19 protein-coding genes are annotated in these 17,168 nt (G+C 72.2%); 7 read left to right on the top strand and 12 right to left on the bottom strand.

The genetic code is table 11. The features are described 5' to 3' along the window. Positions 1 to 29 precede the first annotated feature (29 nt). Positions 30 to 1,394, bottom strand: a complete 1,365-nt coding sequence (locus tag MXD64_RS00570; RefSeq protein ID WP_263136941.1) for a hypothetical protein — start codon at positions 1,392 to 1,394, stop codon at positions 30 to 32. A 50-nt stretch (positions 1,395 to 1,444) separates the two neighbouring features. Beyond that, on the bottom strand, positions 1,445 to 1,777 hold the full coding sequence (locus MXD64_RS00565; protein ID WP_020381114.1) for a hypothetical protein: 333 nt from the start codon (positions 1,775 to 1,777) through the stop codon (positions 1,445 to 1,447). 72 nt (positions 1,778 to 1,849) lie between these two features. On the opposite strand from MXD64_RS00565, the gene MXD64_RS00560 reads away from it, so the two are divergent. Continuing rightward, a complete protein-coding gene (locus MXD64_RS00560; RefSeq protein ID WP_042537979.1) occupies positions 1,850 to 2,707 on the top strand; it encodes an NAD-dependent epimerase/dehydratase family protein in 858 nt (285 codons plus the stop codon). Positions 2,708 to 2,793: 86 nt separating this feature from the next. Here the strand turns inward: MXD64_RS00560 and MXD64_RS00555 are convergent, their stop codons facing one another. Next, positions 2,794 to 3,762, bottom strand: a complete 969-nt coding sequence (locus MXD64_RS00555; protein ID WP_201300445.1) for a DNA-3-methyladenine glycosylase family protein — start codon at positions 3,760 to 3,762, stop codon at positions 2,794 to 2,796. A 74-nt stretch (positions 3,763 to 3,836) separates the two neighbouring features. Here MXD64_RS00555 and MXD64_RS00550 point away from each other — a divergent pair, with 74 nt between their 5' ends. The 6 genes from MXD64_RS00550 to MXD64_RS00525 all read left to right on the top strand — a co-directional run bounded on the left by MXD64_RS00550 (position 3,837) and on the right by MXD64_RS00525 (position 9,756). Then, positions 3,837 to 4,865: a 6-phosphofructokinase gene (locus MXD64_RS00550; RefSeq protein ID WP_031260061.1), complete on the top strand. Its 1,029-nt coding sequence runs from the start codon at positions 3,837 to 3,839 to the stop codon at positions 4,863 to 4,865. A 226-nt stretch (positions 4,866 to 5,091) separates the two neighbouring features. Then, complete coding sequence (locus MXD64_RS00545) at positions 5,092 to 6,069, top strand: MDR family oxidoreductase (protein ID WP_042537980.1); 978 nt, start codon at positions 5,092 to 5,094, stop codon at positions 6,067 to 6,069. A gap of 79 nt (positions 6,070 to 6,148) precedes the next feature. Further along, positions 6,149 to 6,817, top strand: coding sequence for a GntR family transcriptional regulator (locus MXD64_RS00540; RefSeq protein ID WP_017887715.1), 669 nt, complete (start codon positions 6,149 to 6,151; stop codon positions 6,815 to 6,817). Between the two features lie 3 nt (positions 6,818 to 6,820). Next, complete coding sequence (locus MXD64_RS00535) at positions 6,821 to 8,143, top strand: hypothetical protein (RefSeq protein WP_017887716.1); 1,323 nt, start codon at positions 6,821 to 6,823, stop codon at positions 8,141 to 8,143. Then, complete coding sequence (locus MXD64_RS00530) at positions 8,140 to 8,937, top strand: ABC transporter ATP-binding protein (protein WP_017887717.1); 798 nt, start codon at positions 8,140 to 8,142, stop codon at positions 8,935 to 8,937. Before MXD64_RS00535 ends, MXD64_RS00530 begins: the two co-directional genes overlap by 4 nt. A 99-nt stretch (positions 8,938 to 9,036) precedes the next feature. After that, on the top strand, positions 9,037 to 9,756 hold the full coding sequence (locus MXD64_RS00525; protein ID WP_017887718.1) for a hypothetical protein: 720 nt from the start codon (positions 9,037 to 9,039) through the stop codon (positions 9,754 to 9,756). Between the two features lie 48 nt (positions 9,757 to 9,804). On the opposite strand, the gene hemL is transcribed toward MXD64_RS00525, so the two are convergent. From hemL to MXD64_RS00480, 9 genes are all read right to left on the bottom strand, one after another. Beyond that, on the bottom strand, positions 9,805 to 11,136 hold the full coding sequence (hemL, locus tag MXD64_RS00520) for a glutamate-1-semialdehyde 2,1-aminomutase (RefSeq protein ID WP_017887719.1): 1,332 nt from the start codon (positions 11,134 to 11,136) through the stop codon (positions 9,805 to 9,807). Continuing rightward, the gene (gene hemB, locus MXD64_RS00515; protein WP_081612315.1) at positions 11,133 to 12,188 is read right to left on the bottom strand and encodes a porphobilinogen synthase; all 1,056 of its coding nucleotides are present in this window, start codon (positions 12,186 to 12,188) and stop codon (positions 11,133 to 11,135) included. Before hemB ends, hemL begins: the two co-directional genes overlap by 4 nt. Continuing rightward, positions 12,185 to 12,766, bottom strand: a complete 582-nt coding sequence (locus MXD64_RS00510) for a uroporphyrinogen-III synthase (protein WP_235045685.1) — start codon at positions 12,764 to 12,766, stop codon at positions 12,185 to 12,187. The genes hemB and MXD64_RS00510 overlap by 4 nt, the downstream gene beginning before the upstream one ends. 258 nt (positions 12,767 to 13,024) lie before the next feature. Then, complete coding sequence (gene hemC / locus MXD64_RS00505) at positions 13,025 to 14,062, bottom strand: hydroxymethylbilane synthase (RefSeq protein ID WP_017887722.1); 1,038 nt, start codon at positions 14,060 to 14,062, stop codon at positions 13,025 to 13,027. An 11-nt stretch (positions 14,063 to 14,073) separates the two neighbouring features. Then, positions 14,074 to 15,306 carry a ferrochelatase gene (locus MXD64_RS00500; protein WP_263136940.1) on the bottom strand — a complete coding sequence of 411 codons (1,233 nt, stop codon included), beginning with the start codon at positions 15,304 to 15,306 and terminating at the stop codon, positions 14,074 to 14,076. Beyond that, positions 15,303 to 16,055, bottom strand: a complete 753-nt coding sequence (gene hemQ, locus MXD64_RS00495; protein ID WP_056072514.1) for a hydrogen peroxide-dependent heme synthase — start codon at positions 16,053 to 16,055, stop codon at positions 15,303 to 15,305. The genes MXD64_RS00500 and hemQ overlap by 4 nt, the downstream gene beginning before the upstream one ends. A 68-nt stretch (positions 16,056 to 16,123) precedes the next feature. Further along, positions 16,124 to 16,354 (bottom strand): DUF3618 domain-containing protein, encoded by a 231-nt coding sequence (locus MXD64_RS00490; protein WP_017887725.1) that lies wholly within the window; start codon positions 16,352 to 16,354, stop codon positions 16,124 to 16,126. Positions 16,355 to 16,395: 41 nt separating this feature from the next. Continuing rightward, positions 16,396 to 16,854 (bottom strand): phage holin family protein, encoded by a 459-nt coding sequence (locus MXD64_RS00485; protein WP_017887726.1) that lies wholly within the window; start codon positions 16,852 to 16,854, stop codon positions 16,396 to 16,398. After that, the gene (locus tag MXD64_RS00480; RefSeq protein ID WP_017887727.1) at positions 16,851 to 17,105 is read right to left on the bottom strand and encodes a hypothetical protein; all 255 of its coding nucleotides are present in this window, start codon (positions 17,103 to 17,105) and stop codon (positions 16,851 to 16,853) included. The genes MXD64_RS00485 and MXD64_RS00480 overlap by 4 nt, the downstream gene beginning before the upstream one ends. Positions 17,106 to 17,168: the final 63 nt, after the last annotated feature.

Below are 17,168 nucleotides of genomic sequence, written 5' to 3'. Positions count from 1 at the left end.
TCGGCGGCCGGTTGTCGATCGACGAACGATCAGCGACCGCTGAGGTCGTACGGGCTCATCGTCGAGTCGACCGTCGTCATGTACCCACCCCCGGCGAGCGCCGTGGGCAGCGTGATGGTGCGGAGCACGGACGGCGTCGCACCGGCGGTGTCGATCTGGGTGATCTTCCCCTCGTCGCCCCGCGTCACGAACACACTGCGGCCGTCGTCGGTCGCGGCGGTGAACCGCACCGACGCCCCGGTGGCGGGCTGTCCGGCGACGGGGCCCTTGCGCAGCGGCGTGAGCGCGACCGAGGTCGTCCGGCCGGAGTAGACGCCGTCGGCCTGCTTGCGCACCAGGACGAGCGAGTCGCCGGTGCCCGACGTCAGCGCGACGGCGGCGAACCGCGCGGTCACGGCGACCCGGGTGAAGGAACCGGTGCCGAGGTCGACGCTGCTGATCCTTCCCGACGACGTCGACGAGGTGGTCAGGTAGGCGGGGACGTCGTTCCACGGGGTCCCCGCGGCCGTGGTGCCGGCCTGGGTGCCGACCACGGTCGTGCCGTCCGGTGCCATGCGGGGCCGGTAGCTCTGCACGCTCGGCTTCGGGTAGGCGACGGACCGGGAGCCCGTGAAGCCGGTCCGTGTCACCCGGACGGTCTGCACGCCGGCGGCCAGGTCGGAGCCGATCACCGTCCCGGTGGCGTTGACGATCGGGCCGTGCGGGTAGGCGCCGAGGGGCGTGGTCGCGACGGGGCGCGGGTGGGTCGCACCCTGCATGATCGCGGACACGGAGTAGGCGTCGAGTCGTCCGCCCGCGGTGACCACCAGGCGCAGGGGGCTGCCGACCAGGAACGTCTCGACCTCTTCGGTGCCGCGCTTGCCCGTCGTGGCGAGCTGCACGGCCGAGGTGTCGATCCGAGCAGTGTGCTCCGTCTTCCGCCGCAGGTCGATCACCGTGACCCGCTGGCGCTCGGAGCCGTCGAAGTCGGACCCGACCGCCAGGTGACGCCGCGCCGTGTCGGTGGACAGCCAGCCGGCGCGCTCCCACCGGCCGTCGCCGTTCGGGATCGCGTAGTGCTGCGCGATGCGGGCCGTACCGCGGGGGCCGATGGCCAGGACGTCGAGCTGCGGCTTCGACTCGTCCATGAACGCGATCTGCCCGTGGCCGAGCTGCACCGAGCCCGCGTGGGTGCCGAACTCGATCCCGCTCAGGGTGGCGGTCCGCCTGCCGGTCACGGCGTCGTTGACGTACACGCGCTTCGCGGTCGGGTCGGCCGTGACGAGCCAGCTGTGGTGGGCGGTCCGGGTCACGGTGGGTGCAGCCGAGGCGGGGACGGCGATCGCGGTGGCGACGAGCGGGACGAGCCCCGCGATGACGAGTGCCGGGAGGAGACGTGGAGGTCGAGCGGACATGGAGCTCCTGAGTGCGGTGCGGATGAGGGTCATCTAGACGATAACCGTTCTCATCTAGGCGAGACACTCCAGAACTGTACGAAGACGCTCAGCATCCCGACGAAGGGGATGGCACCCACGGCCACCGACAGGGCAGCGAAGCAGATCGCCGGCGTCCTGGCTTCGAGTCCGCGGAGCCGCACCGCAGCGACGAGCGCGCCGACCGCGAACGGGAACGTCCCGAGCACGGCGTACAGCGGCCACGACAACGGCGCCCACGACGCAGCGCTCTCCCCCACGGCTCCGACGGAGACGATCGAGCCGGCGACGACGAGCGCGATCTCGACGAACGGGGGCACGGCGATCGCCACGTCACGCACCACCCGTCGCCGCTGCCGCCCCATGCGCCGACCCTAGTGATCCGTGATGTGCGCGCCTCCCCGCCTTCCACCAACCGGCCGTGCCAGTGTCGAGCCGTGCAGAACTCCACGACAGTCGTCATCGCCGGATGCGGCGACCTCGGGACCGAAGCCGGCCTGCGCTTCGCCGACCAGGGCCACCGCGTGATCGGACTCCGCCGCCGCGCCGAGCTGGTCCCCGCGCCGATCACCGGCCGGAGCGTCGACCTGCGCCACGAGGTCCCCGCGATCCCGGCCGACACGAGCGTCGTCGTCGTGGCCTTCGCCGCCGGCAGCCGCGACGTCGACGAGTACCGCGCCACCTACGTCGACGGTCTGCGCAACGTGCTCGACGGCATCGACGCCTCGGACGCCGACCCCCGGGTGCTCGTCGTGTCCTCGACCGCGGTCTACGACGTCGCCGACGGCAGCGAGGTCACCGAGGAGACCCCGGCGCGTGGTGCGACCCCGACCGCCGAGGTCCTGGTCGAGGCCGAGGTCCTGCTGCGCGAACGGTCTCCCGGCGCCGTGCTGGTCCGGCTGTCGGGCGTCTACGGCCCCGGCCGCGAGCGACTCATCGACCAGGTCCGGTCCGGGTCCGCGCGACTGGCGCCGGGCACCTCACCGCACACGAACCGCATCCACCGCGACGACGCTGCCGCCGCACTCGTGCACCTGGCGGCGCTGCCCGACCCGGCACCGCTCTACCTGGGTACCGACGACGAGCCGAGCCGACTGGACGACGTGCTGCGGTTCCTGGCCGACGAGCTCCACGTCGCCGAGCCGTCCACCGGCGAGGGCGACGCACGGCAGGCCGGCGGCGACAAGCGCCTGTCCAACACGCTGCTCCGGTCGACGGGGTGGACACCGCAGTACCCGACGTTCCGCGAGGGCTACCGCGCCGTCCTGGCCGGCGAGGGCACCCGCCACCCCTGACACCCTGCGAGACACCGGTGTTCACGCTCCGAACACGCGCGTGCCGGTGTGCGACGCGCGAACACCGGTGTTCTGCGGACGACCGCTCAGTGGCCGCGGTGGTCCTGGATCGTGATCCGCGGCCCGAACGACGGCTTCCGGAACCCCGAGCCGGCGATCAGGCGCACGATGCGCTCCCGGTGCCCGCGCCAGGGCTCGAGCAGCTCGAGCATCCCGTCGTCGTCGACCGGCGAACCGGTCAGCGCCCAGCCGACGAGCGCCGGCACGTGGAAGTCCCCCACGCTCGGTGTGTCCGGGTCGCCGTGGGATCGCTGCGCGGTCTCGGCGGCGGTCCACCGGCCGACCCCGGGGATCGACTGCAGCTTCGTGGACACGGCCTCGCCGCCGCGGCCGTGCGCCAGGGTCCGCTCGAGTGCCGGCGCGAGCTGCACGGCGCGCATCACGGTCGCCGAGCGCCCCGGTTCGATGCCGGCCCGGTGCCACTCCCAGCTCGGGATCCGAGCCCACGTCCGGGCGTCGGGCGGCACCATCATGCCCGCGGGTGCCGGGCCGGGCGCCGGGGTGCCGTGCCGACGGAGCAGGTACCGCCACGCGCCCCACGCCTGACGCGAGGTCACCTTCTGCTCCATGATCGCCGGCACGAGCATCGCGACGACGGTGTTCGTGCGGAGCAGCCGGAGCCCGGGCTGCCGGTGTCGTGCCGCGGCCAGGAACTCGTTGCCGGAGACGTCGAACGACGACCAGTCGTCGCCGCGACCGAGCAGCTCAGGAGCGTGGGAAACGGCCCAGGGCGCTCCGCTCCCCCACGCCGAGACCGCGATGGTGTCGCCGGCCCGCCGGATCGCGACGGAAGCGGGGCCGGAGGGCGTCTGCAGCGCGAGCCACACGACACCGCCGGCCACCTGGAAGGCCGGGTCGCCGGAGCCGCGCTGCAGGGGCCGCAGGGTCGACGCGACGTCCACCGCGCCTCCAGGCCGGTACACCGTGTCGACGCGCGACGCGTCACCGGACGCACCAGCGTCGTCGACGGCGGCGGCGGAAGCGAGCAGGGACACACGGGGATGGTAATGCTGAACCACCGTCAGTCATGATGGGCAGTGATCCCCACCACCCGACGACGGAGTTCACCATGCGCATCGGCATCCTCACCTCCGGAGGCGACTGCCCCGGCCTGAACGCGGTCATCCGCGCGATCGTCCTCAAGGGCATCGCCATCTACGGCCACGACTTCGTCGGCTTCCGCGACGGGTGGCGCGGCGTGGTCGACGGCGACATCGTCCCGCTCGGCCGCAAGGACATCCAGGGCATCGCGAAGCAGGGCGGCACCATCCTCGGCACCAGCCGCACGAACCCGTTCGAGGGCCCCAACGGCGGGGTCGAGAACATCGAGCGGATGCTCGAGAAGCACGGCATCGACGCCATCGTCGCGATCGGCGGCGAGGGCACCCTGGCCGCCGCGAAGCGCCTCACCGACGCCGGGCTGAAGATCGTTGGCGTGCCGAAGACCGTCGACAACGACCTGGGTGCGACCGACTACACGTTCGGCTTCGACACCGCCGTCGCCATCGCGACCGAGGCCATGGACCGCCTGCGCACCACGGGCGAGTCGCACTCGCGCTGCATGGTCGCCGAGGTGATGGGCCGGCACGTGGGCTGGATCGCGCTGCACTCCGGCATGGCAGCGGGCGCGCACGCGATCCTCATCCCCGAGCAGAAGACGAGCATGGAACAGATCGCGAAGTGGGTGCGGGCCGCCTACGACCGCGGTCGTGCCCCGCTCGTGGTGGTGGCCGAGGGCTTCGTCCCCGACCACGAGGACACCGCGCACACCGAGCGTGGCCTCGACGCCTTCGGGCGCCCGCGGCTCGGTGGCATCGGCGAGCGCCTCGCGCCGCTCATCGAGGAGATGACGGGCATCGAGACGCGGGCCACGACCCTGGGGCACATCCAGCGCGGCGGCACGCCGACGGCGTACGACCGGGTGCTGTCGACCCGGCTCGGCCTGGCGGCGATCGACTCCGTGGTCGAGGAGCGCTGGGGCCGGATGGTGGCGCTCCGGGGCACCGAGATCGAGCACGTCTCGTTCGAGGAGGCGCTCGGCGAGCTCAAGACGGTGCCGCAGGCGCGCTTCGACGAGGCCGCCATCATGTTCGGCTGAGCGGGCTGGGCCGGGCTGGGGGCTGGGGGCTGTTTCGGGCGCACCTGGTCGAATCGGGCGTACCCCGTCGGTTGTTCCGCCCCGGTACGCCCGATCCCACCAGCCATCGCGCACGTTCTGGGAAAGAGCGGGCAGACCGCCGGGCGCGACCGGCTCGGCGATGACGCGCCAGCGGCATGCCAGGCGCGCCGACCGAGCCTGCGAGGGAGGGGGTAGCGTCCGGCGCATGACCCGCGCCGTCCTCGTGTCCAGTGCAACCCCGCCCACCGTCACCGACGTCGACCTGCCGGATCCGGCCGAGGGCGAGGTCCTGGTCGACGTCACGTACTCGAGCGTCAACTACAAGGACGGGCTGGCCCTGGCGCGGAACCCCGGTGTCGCTCGGCTCGACCCGCTCGTTCCGGGGATCGACGTCGTGGGCACGGTGTCCGGGCTCGGTCCCGGCGTGCACGAGGTGGCGATCGGCGACCGGGTGGTGCTGAACGGTGCCGGCCTGGGTGAGAGCAGGCACGGGGGCTGGGCGGCGCAGGCGGTCGTGCCGTCCGGATCGCTCGTCGTGCTGCCCGAGACGATCGACGACTCGTTCGCGGCGGCCATCGGCACGGCGGGGTTCACCGCGATGCTCAGCGTGCTGGCGCTCGAGCGCTTCGTCGCGCCGGACGACGGGCCGGTGCTCGTGACCGGCGCGTCCGGCGGGGTCGGCACCGTGGCGATCGCCCTGCTCGCGGCCCGCGGGTACCGGGTGACGGCGTCGACGGGTCGCTCGGCCAACACGGACTCGCTCCGCCGGCTCGGTGCCACCGAGGTCATCGAACGCGGCACACTGTCCGAGCCGGGCAAGCCGATGCAGCGTGCCACGTGGGCCGGAGCGGTGGACAGCGTCGGCGGGGCCACCCTGGCGAACGTGCTGGCCTCGACCCGGTGGGGTGGCGCGGTGACGGCCTGCGGGCTGGCGCAGGACTCCGCGCTGCCGACGACCGTGCTGCCGTTCATCCTGCGGTCGGTCTCGTTGCTCGGCATCAACTCCGTCGACGCCCCACCGGAGCTCCGCCGTCGAGCGTGGGACCGGCTGGCGACCGACCTCGACGCGGCGCTGCTGGCCGACGTCACCCGCACCGTCACGCTCGAGCAGGCGATCACGGTCGGCGCCGAGGTGGTCGCAGGGCGGGTGCACGGTCGCACCGTGGTCGCCGTTGCGGGCTGAATCCCGGCGTTTTTTAGCAAACGTTTGCATATTGGCACGCTAGGATTTCGAGTGTCGATTTCGTCCTCGAGGAGATGACATGCCGGTCCCCAAGTCCACCGTGGAGAGCTCTCCCCGGAAGCTCCTGCGCGACGTCGTCTACGACAAGATGCTCGCGGCGCTCCGTGACGGCACGCTGCAGCACGGCGAGCGCCTGAACGACGACGAGCTGGTCCAGTGGCTGGGTGTGAGTCGCACCCCGATCCGTGAGGCGATCGCGAAGCTCGTCGACATCGGCCTGGTCGAGATGGAGGCGAACCGGTACACCCGCGTCGCCACGCCCACCTTCGACGACTGGGTCACCGCGACCCGCGCGACCGCAGGGTTCTTCGAGCTCAGCCTGCGCTGGGGCGTCCCCGAGTACAGCGACGAGGACGTCGAAGCCCTCACCGCGTTGCTCGACAAGGCCGACCGCATGCGCAAGGTGCGGGACTACGGCTTCAGCGGCGCCCTCACCGAGATCATCGAGTTCGCCGTCGAGCACTCCGGCAACCCCCTGGTGCAGAACGCGGCCGTGGGTGCCATGGAGCGGGTCCGCTTCACGCTCAACCCGACGCCGCCGTTCGAGCAGTACGGATCCGAGGCGTTCTTCTCGATCCTGCGCGAGGCCCTCACCGAGCGTGACGGTGAAGGGGCCGCCGAGGCCGGTCGAGCCCTCACCCGCAACTTCGAACAGCACATCGAGGCGGTCCGCGCCGACCGCGGCTGACCCGTGGTCGTCGGCGAGTGGGGTGACGCCGACCCCTGGGCGGCGGCGAACGACGACGCCTACGCGTCCCTGCTCGCCCACGTCCGCACCGGCCCGCGTGGACCGGTGCCCGTCGACCTCGACGCACTGGGGTGGGAGTGGGGCACGCCTCGCGGCCGGGTCCGTGCAGCGGCGGCTCGCCTCGAGGACCTCGGCATCCTGTCCCGGCGCCCGGACGGCTCGTGGTGGTACGACGAACTGTCCGACGCCGACCTCTCGGACACGCTCGACTTCTGGGTCGCGCTGGTCGGCCCGGCCCTCCGCGCGACCATCCCGGCGCTCACCCCTCAGCTCCACGCCGAACTCGACCGCCGGGTCGCGCGGGCTCGCACCACTGCGGCACTCCGGTTGCCGGAGTACCCGACGGTGTTCTCCGCCGCCTGCCAGTTCTGGTTCGAGCACTCCCCAAACACCCTGGTGCGCAGCCTGGGCCTGCGTGCGTTCGAGCGGATGCGGTGGGCCCGGGTCCCGACGCAGCTCTGGTCGGTCCACGAGGTGCACACCTGGTTCGCCACCACGTCCCGCGCGGTGGAGTCCGGTGACCCGGCCGTGGCGACGGCGGCGGCCGAGGTCATGGACGGGCTGTTCGAGGTCCACCGGCGGAACGTCGGGATCCCGCGGACGCACCGCCCGGCGGACGACACCACCGAAGACCGCGTCGGTCCGGTCGGCCGTACCCTGCTGCGAGACGTCCGCTCCGGCGCGTTGGCGGTGGGGTCCACACATCGGCTCGAGGACCTCGTGACACGGACCGGTGCCACACCCGAGCAGGTGCACGGAGCACTGCGCTGGCTGCACGACCTGGGGCTCGTCGACGACGACGACGGCCGGTACCGCGTCGGGCAACCGTCGCTCGCAACCTGGCGCGACACGATGGAGCTGCTCACCGGCGTCTTCACCCACGGCGCCGTCCACGTCCTGCCCGGCCTGCGGGGCCCCGCGCTCGAGGAGTTCCGCACGCTCGTCGCACGGGCACGCGCGGACGGCCAGGTGCGCGATCACCGGTACACGGAGAGTTCGTTCGCGGTCACACGCTTCCTGTCCGAACAGTCCGGCAACCGCTGGGTGCGTAAGGCCCTGCGCCTCGCGATGGCCCGGCTCGCCTACGCGTTGCCCGAGGCACCCGCGTTCCGGCAGTGGGACGCAGAAGCGCTCTGGCTCACGCTCGACGCGGCCGCCGGCAGCGGCGACGTCGAGACCGCCCGAGCCGCTGCCCGCCGGTTCGTCGACGTCGCACGAGCCCACGTGGACGACGTCACGGCGCGGTGGGGCACGATGGGGTCATGACCGACGCGCGCGACGACGTCCTGATCCACGCCACCGGGGTCCGCGTCACGCGCTCCGGCCGCGACCTGCTGCACGACATCGACCTGACCGTCCGCCGCGGCGAGCACTGGGCGCTGCTCGGACCGAACGGTGCCGGCAAGTCCACCCTGCTCGCCGTCCTCGGCGCGACCGGACACCCCACCGCGGGCACGGTCGAGGTCCTCGGTCGCCGACTCGGACGCGTCGACGTCCGCGAACTCCGTCAGCACATCGGCCACGTCGACCCCCGACACCGCATGCTGTCGCCGCTCACCGTCCTCGAGACGGTGCTGACCGGCCTGACCGGCACGACGGACCTCATGATGCGGTGGGAGCCCTCGGCCGAACAGGTCGCCCTGGCCGAGCAGCACGTCGCCGACGTGGGGCTCACGGCTCGGCGGGACGCCCGGTGGCCGGTGCTGTCGCAGGGCGAGCGGGGCCGCGCCCTCATCGCCCGGGCCCTGATGTCCGAGCCCCAGCTGCTCCTGCTCGACGAGCCCGCGACCGGGTTGGACGTCGCCGCCCGGGAGCACCTGCTCGAGACCGTCGACGCCCTGCGGCACCGGCACCCGGGCCTCGGCAGCGTCATGGTGACCCACCACCTGGAGGACCTGCCGGCCTCGACGTCGCACGCGATGCTCCTGCGCGACGGCGCCGCGGTGGCCCAGGGCACCTCGGACCAGGTCATCACGTCGTCGGCGGTGTCGCACGCGTTCGACTTCCCGCTCGCGATCCTGCGGGCCGAGGGGCGCTGGGCCGCACGCCGATCCGCCTGACGCGTGCTTGAATGGGCGTTCCGTGTCCGCGGCCCGTGTCGGGGAGGGACCCGGCACCGCACCACGGTGTCACGCCGCTGACCGTCACCAGGGGGAACCATGACGAACACGCCGCCGCCCTTCCCGGGGTCCGAGCCGCAGCCGAACGACGGCCAGCCGAACACCGGCCAGCCGAACGGCCAGCAGTACCCGCAGCAGCCCGCCGGGCCGCCCCAGCCCGACGGCCAGCCGTCCGCGCAGCAGCCGCCGCAGTACCAGCAGCAACCCCCCGCCGGCCAGCAGTACCAGCAGCAGCCGTACACCGGTCAGCCGCAGGCCCAGCAGCCGTACGCCCAGCAGCCGTACGCCCAGGCAGCCCCGGCCGGTGCCGCACCGTACGCGCCCCCGCCCAAGTCCTCGTCCCGCGGCAAGCGCGTCCTGATCTCGGTGCTCGGCGTCGTCGTCGCCGTCGTGGTGGCGTTCCTCGTCCGCCAGGGCCTGAACGCGGCCTTCAGCGACTCCACCGAGGAGAAGGTCTCGAAGGCGGTCGAGCAGATCCGCGAGCAGAGCGACCTGCCGAAGCAGGTCGACTCCGTCACGACGTGGACCGGGATCGAGGCCGAGGGCGCCGCGATCCACTACGACTACACGGTGTCGGCGAACGTCGACCCGGCCTCGATCACCGAAGGTGCCATCCGCGACGCCGTCGGGCCGAACCTCTGCTCGAACAGCGAGACGAAGAAGCTCCTCGACGAGGACGTCGACATGCGGTACACCTACAAGTTCGAGGGCTCGTCGAAGACCGTCGACACGACCTTCACCAAGGCCGACTGCTCCTGAGGCCCGCGGCCCGTCACGCGGTCGCTGCGGCAGCAGCCCCCGCGCCCGTCACGCGGTCGCGGCGGCAGCAGCCCTCGCGGCCGCGGGCAGGGCGTCCAGGATCCGTCCGACGGCGCGGTCGTCGTGGGCGGCGGTGACGAACCACGCCTCGAACACGCTCGGCGGCAGGGTCACCCCGGCGTCGAGCATCGCGTGGAAGAACGGCGCGTAGCGGAACACGTCCTGTGCCCGCACGTCGTCGTAGTTGCGCGGTGCCTGCTCGGTGAACGCGAACGAGAACAGGTTGCCGGCGTGCTGCACGGTGTGGGCGACGCCCGCGGCCGACAGTGCCTCGCTCGTGGCGGTCGCGATGGTCGACGCCGTGCGGTCGAGGTGCTCGTACACCTCGGCCGTCGCGGCGCGGAGCGTGGCGGTGCCGGCAGCGACCGCGAGCGGGTTGCCGGAGAGCGTGCCCGCCTGGTACACCGGCCCGAGCGGGGCGAGGAAGTCCATCACCTCGCGCCGACCACCGAGGGCGGCGAGGGGCATGCCACCACCGATGACCTTGCCGAACGTGATGAGGTCGGGCTTCCACCCGGCGCCGTCCGGCACGACCTTGGACGCCTCGAGGCCCCACCAGCCTGCAGCTCCGACCCGGAACCCGGTCAGGACCTCGTCGACGATGAGCAGCGCCCCGTGCGCCTGCGTGATCTGCGCCAGTGCCCGGTTGAAGCCGCGTTCGGGAGCCAGCACGCCCATGTTCGCGGCGGCCGACTCGACGATCACGGCGGCGATCCGCTCGGAGTGCTCGTCGAAGGCCCGGCGGACGGCGTCGAGGTCGTTGTACGGCAGCACGAGGGTCTGCGCGGCGGTCTCGGCGGTGATGCCCGCGCTGCCCGGCATGGCCAGGGTCGCGACACCCGAACCGGCCTCGGCCAGCAGGGAGTCCGAGTGGCCGTGGTAGTGCCCGGCGAACTTCACGAGCAGGTCGCGGCCGGTGTACCCGCGGGCCAGTCGGATCGCGGTCATCGTGGCCTCGGTGCCGGTCGACACCATGCGGAGCTTCTCGATGGGGCCGTCGCCGTCCACCGACACCCGCTGCTTCACGAGTTCGGCCAGCTCGGTCTCGCCCGGGGTCGACGCCCCGAACGACAGTCCGCGCGCGGCGGCCTGCTGCACGGCCTCGACCGTGCCGGGGTGGGCGTGCCCGAGGATCGCTGGCCCCCACGACGCGACGAGGTCGACGTACTCGCGACCCTCGGCGTCGGTGACGTAGGCGCCCTTCGCGGACACCAGGAAGCGCGGGGTGCCGCCGACCGACCCGTAGGCGCGGACCGGGGAGTTCACGCCACCGGGGATCGCGTTCTTGGCGCGGCCGAAGAGCTGGTCGTTCGTGGTCATTCGGGGGCCTTCCCGGTCGAGGCGATGCCGGCGACGTCGGCGGTGCTGCCCGAGGTGCGGAGGCCCGCTTCCTCGTTGAGCTTCCGCGCGATGTCGACGGCGAAGTAGGTCAGGATCGCGTCGGCACCGGCGCGCTTGATGCCGACGAGCGACTCCATCGCGGCTGCGTCGCGGTCGATCCAGCCGTTCTGCGCTGCTGCGGTGATCATCGCGTACTCGCCCGAGATCTGGTACGCCCAGACCGGGACCGGCGAGGTCGCCGCGGTCTCGGCGAGCACGTCGAGGTAGCTCATCGCGGGCTTCACCATCACGATGTCGGCACCCTCGTCGACGTCGAGTGCGACCTCGCGCAGGCCCTGACGACCGTTCGCGGCGTCGATCTGGTAGGTCCGACGGTCACCGACGAGCGACGACGACACCGCCTCACGGAAGGGACCGTAGAACGCCGAGGCGTACTTCGCGGCGTAGGCGAGCAGCGCGGTGCCGCTGTGCCCGGCACCGTCGAGGGCGTCACGTGCGGCGGCGATCTGGCCGTCCATCATGCCGCTCATGCAGACGAGCTCGGCACCGGCCTCGGCCTGCGCGACCGCCATGTCGCGGTAGCGCAGCAACGTGGCGTCGTTGTCGACGGAGCCGTCGGCGGCCAGCACGCCGCAGTGCCCGTGGTCGGTGAACTCGTCGAGGCACAGGTCGGACTGCACCACGAGGGCGTCCCCCACCTCTTGCCGAGCCACGCGGATCGCCACGTTGAGGATGCCGTCCGGATCGGTCGCACCGGAGCCGTCGGCGTCCTTCGTGGTCGGCACGGCGAACAGGTTCACGCCACCCACACCGACCGACGCGGCGTCGACCAGCGCACGGCGGAACGAGTCGAGGGAGTGCTGCTGCACACCCGGCATGCTCGAGATGTCCACGGCGTCGGTCGCGCCTTCGCGGATGAACATCGGCAGCACGAGCTCGGCGGGGTGGAGCCGGGTCTCGGCCACGAGTCGTCGCATCGCAGGGGTGGCGCGGAGCCGACGGGGGCGGACCTGGGGGAAGCGTCCAGTCACGGGTGACCTTCCTGGTGGGGGGTGGTGGGGTTCAGTGCCGCGACGACGGCGTCGAGCAGGGCTTCTGCGGACCGGTCGTGTGCGACGGCGTGCACGGGCAGGCCGGCGGCACGTGCGTCGGTTGCGGTCCCGGGGCCGATGCAGGCCACGGTGGTGCGGGGGTCGAGCGGGGTCATCCGGCGGGCGATCTCGCGGGCGACGCTGCCGCTCGTCACGAGCACCGCAGCGGGCGCCGTTTCGAAGGTGATCGGCTCGTCGCCGGTCCCCACGGTACGGTACGCGACCACGTCGTCCACGTCGATGCCGCGGGCACGCAGGCCGTCGACGAGCGTGGGTGCCGCGATCTCGGAGCGGGGGAACAGCACGGTGCCGTCGGTGTCCGGCAGCTCCTGCACCAGTCCGGCGGCGGACGTCTCGGCCGGGACCAGGTCGACGACCCAGCCCGCAGCGCGCGCGGCACGGGCGGTCGGCTCGCCGACCGCGGCGACGCGCACCCCGGCCGGGAGGCCCGCCACGCGTCCCGCCAGGACCGTCACGGCCGTCGCACTGGTCACCACGACCCATGCGTAACCAGCCACGTTGGTTCCGTCACCGACAGAACCGGGTGATCCGGGCCTCCCGGCCGCACCGGAGGCGACCAGTCGCCGGACCGCAGCGTCGAGCGCGGAGGGGTCCGACGGCGGAGCGTCCGTGATGAGGGGGACGACGACGGGGGCGAGCCCACGGGCCCGGGCGGCCGCGGCGACCCGGTCCCCCCACGCACCGCCACGCGGGACGAGGACGACCGGGGGTCGCGCCTCGTCCGTCGCGGTGGTGGAGGGTTCCGTGGTGACCGCCTACTCGGCCGGCGTCGCCAGGCCGGGGCCCGCGGTGTACGGCCCGTCCGTGGTGTCCTCGGCGACGGTGGTCGCCAGGTCGGCGAGCTCCGCAGCACCGTTCTCGAGCAGCTCGGTCGCCACGCGGCCACCGACCGCGAGCGCCTCGTCGAGACGGTCCTGCGCCGAACCGTCGAGCACGGCCGCGTGCGATGCGGTGCGGTACTCGGTGCCGTCGGGGCGGTAGACGGTCGCGGACACGAGCAGGAGCTCGGTGTCCACGACGGCCGTCGCACCGATCGGAGCGGAGCAGCCGGCCTCGAGCTTGGCGAGCACCTCGCGCTCGGCCGTCACCGTGAGGCGGGTCGGGGCGTGCTCGATCTTGCGGAGTGCCGCGAGCAGCCCCCGGTCGGTCTCGTCCGTGCGGATCTCGACCGCGAGCGCACCCTGCCCGGGAGCACTCGGCCAGAAGCCGAGGTCGAGCAGTTCGGTGGCCGCCGACAGGCGGTCGATGCGCCCCAGGCCGGCGGCGGCGAGCACCACGGCGTCCAGGTCGTCGTCCACCCGACCGAGGCGGGTGTCGATGTTGCCGCGGATGTCGACGACGTCCAGGTCGGGCCGTGCGGCACGGAGCTGCGCGGCACGGCGCGGCGAACCGGTACCGACCTTCGCGCGGTCCGGCAGCGTGTCGACGGTCGCACCGTTCCGGGCGACGAGGACGTCGCGGGCGTCCGCCCGCTTCGGGACGGCACCGATCGTCAGACCCGGGTACGGGGCGGTCGGCAGGTCCTTCAGCGAGTGCACGAGCACGTCGACCTCGCCGGCGACCAGGGCTTCACGCAGGGCACTGGCGAAGACACCGGTGCCGCCGAGCGAGGCCAGGGACGCACGGTTCGTGTCGCCCTCGCTCGTGACGGTGACGAGTTCGACGGGTCGACCGGCCGCCTTCGCAAGGCGGTCGGCGACGTCCTGCGACTGCGCGACCGCGAGCCGGCTGGCACGGGTGCCGAGCCGGATCGGGGCCGGGCGATCGGGGGACGTCGTGTTGGGGTCGTTCACGGGTGCATCGGTCACGGGGCGACGCCGGCGGCGGCGGGCTTGAACCCCGCTCGCACGTTCTCGCAGCAGCCCGGACGGCACACGTCGTACCAGGGACCGATGTCGGTCATGTGCGGACGCTCGGCCTTCGGCGTGCCGTTGACCCGCTCGAGCACCAGGTCGACGAGACCGGACACGTAGGCCGGGTCGATCCCGGGGGTCTGCGTGCGGAGCGACCAGAAGCCGAGCTCACCGGCGGTCTCGGTGGCTTCCTCGTCGAGGTCCCACATGACCTCCATGTGGTCGCTGACGAAGCCGAGCGGGACGATCAGCACGGCACGCGTCGGGCCGCCCTTGAGGTCCTCGTTCATGTAGTCGTTGATGTCCGGCTCGAGCCACGGCTGCGTCGGAGGGCCGGAACGCGACTGGTAGACGAGCTTCCAGGCGGGCTTCGACGTGCCCTGCAGGTGGGCGTGCTCGGGCTGCTCGAGGAGCTCGGCCCAGGCCTGGTCGAGCACGACCTCGCCCACGGCGAGGTGCTGTGCCTCGTACGCGCCGTGCTCGTCGAACCCGCGGTAGTCGGGGCCGGAGCGGGCGGCGTCGGTCGAGGGGATGGAGTGCGTCGAGAAGAGCACCTGCAGCTCGGTCGCGACGTCCAGGCCCTCGTTCTCGGCGATCGCGCGGGCCATGCCGTCGCGGACGCCGTCGATGAACGGGCGGACGAAGCCCGGGTGGTCGAAGAACTGGCGGACCTTGTCGATCTGGATCGTGTCGATCAGACCGGTCTCGTTGAGCACGCGGGCGTAGTCCTCGCGGTACTGCCGGCAGCTCGAGAACGACGAGTACGCGCTCGTGGCGATGGCGACGAGCTTGGTGTAGCCCTTGTCCGCCGCCTCGGTGAAGGCCTCTTCGAGGTAGGGCGCCCAGTTGCGGTTGCCCCAGAGGACCGGCATGTCGATGCCGCGCGACGCCAGCTCGGCCTCGAGCGCGGCCTTGAGCGCACGGTTCTGCGCGTTGATCGGGCTCACGCCGCCGAAGTGGCGGTAGTGGTGCGCGACTTCTTCGAGACGCTCGTCCGGGATCCCGCGGCCGCGGGTGACGTTGCGCAGGAAGGGGATGACGTCGTCCTGGCCCTCGGGACCACCGAAGCCCGCGAGCAGGATCGCGTCGTACGCGGTCGGGGTCTCGACGTGCTCGGGTCCGGACGCTGCCGCTGGGGTCGCGGCGAGGACCTGGCCGTTCGTGATCATGCTGGTGTCGGTCATGACAGCACCTCCGGGAGTTCGGCGGTCGTCACGCGACGACCCGTGAAGAAGGGGACCTCTTCGCGCACGTGCATGCGCGCCTCGGTGTAACGGAGATCGCGCATCAGGTCGACGAGGTCGACCAGGTCCGGGCTCTCGAGCGGCAGGATCCACTCGTAGTCGCTCAGGGCGAAGGTCGCGATGGTGTTCGTGAGCACGCGGCGGTACTTCGCGCCGGCGATGCCGTGGTCGCGGAGCATCTTCGAGCGCTCGTCCTCGGGCAGCAGGTACCACTCGTAGGAGCGGACGAACGGGTACACCGTGATCCACGCCTCGGGGTCCTTGCCGCGCAGGAACGCGGGGGTGTGCCGCTTGTTGAACTCGGCTTCGCGGTGCATGGCCATCACGTGCCACACCGGCTCGGCGTCCTGGAACAGTCCGGTGCGACGGATCTCGCGCAGCACGGCCTGGATCGCCTGTGCGTCGTCGCCGTGCAGCCAGACCATGACGTCGGCGTCGGCGCGGAAGGCCGAGACGTCGTAGAAGCCACGGATCGTGACCCCGCGCTCGGCGGCGCTGGCGATCACGGCGTCGAGTTCGGCCACGGCGTCGTCGCCGACGCGGTGGATCGGACCGAGGGGCCGGCGGAACACTGCCCACAGAGCGTACGCCGTCAGCAGGTTCGGGTCGATCCCGGAGTCCGGGTGACCGGTCTCGGCGGGTTCGGCGTGGGGGTGGTCGTTCGCGGGCACGGGCGCGTCGGAGCTCATGGATCCATTGTCCTATCGGTTGCCAGGGTGGTGGCCGCCCCGCCTCCGGTGGACCGCGCTCGGGCGGTCTACCGCCGTCGGAGCACCATCACGACGATACCCCCGACCACTGCCACGCCGGCTGCGAGACCGGCCAGGTAGGGGACGGGCTGCTCGTCGAGGCCGCGCTTGAACCTCGACGCGGCGATCCCGATCTGCTTCGGGACGTTGAGCTTGTCCTCGATCGCGTCGAGGGTGTCGAACAACTGGGCGCGGGTCGCGGCGACGCGGGCAGCGAGATCGTCGTGCGGGTCGGTCACGGTTCCTCCGTCGGTGGTGCGGCTGTCGGGGCTGTCGACGCTCAGGAGCGGCTGTCGACGTCCGGCTTGCGGCTGCCGTACTGCGTCGGCGGGGTCGGCTTCTTGCCGAGGCCCTTGACCGCGTTGATGTCGTTCTTGACGCTGTCGATCGTGCGCTTGGGCGTGAGGGGCAGGCCCTTCTTCAGGCGCTTCCAGCCGACCAGGCCGAGGATCGCGGCGATGACGAGCATCACCACGGCCACCACCAGTGCGGCCAGCCACGCCGGCATCACGGTCGCCAGGCCCATCACGGCTGCGGTCAGCAGAACGCCGATCGCGTAGAGCACCACGACGAGCGCACCGACCAGCAGCCCGGCTGCCAGACCGAAGATCTTCGCCTTCGCGAGCATCTCGGCCTTGAGCAGGTCGATCTCGCCCTTGACCAGGCCCTTGACGAGCTTCGGGACGTCACCGACCAGGCCGAACAGCGAACGCGACTTGCGATCGCGGGTGTCCGTCATGAGGTGGTGGTGTCCTTCTTCTGGCCGACCTTGCGGACGGCCTTCTTGGTGGTCTCACCGATGAACTCGGCGACGTCCGGGGTCTTGTCGGCGATGAAGTCTTCAGCGACGTGCACGCCCTTCTGGACGCCGTTGCTGTTCCAGACCTTGCCGCTGACGGTCTTGATCTGCTCGTACCGCGCCCGTCCGGCTCGCGATCCCAGGACGTACCCGAGTGCGGCGCCGGCGACGAACAGGAGCTTTCCGCGCATGTGCGATTCCTCCGTGCATTGGTTGTGCGGTGGTCATGCACCGAACGGAATACGTCCGGCGGT

Source organism: Curtobacterium sp. Arg-1, assembly GCF_025643395.1.
In the GTDB taxonomy this organism is placed as follows: domain Bacteria; phylum Actinomycetota; class Actinomycetes; order Actinomycetales; family Microbacteriaceae; genus Curtobacterium; species Curtobacterium poinsettiae.
Note: the sequence above shows the minus strand (reverse complement) of the source record. Positions and strands in the feature narration are given on the sequence as shown.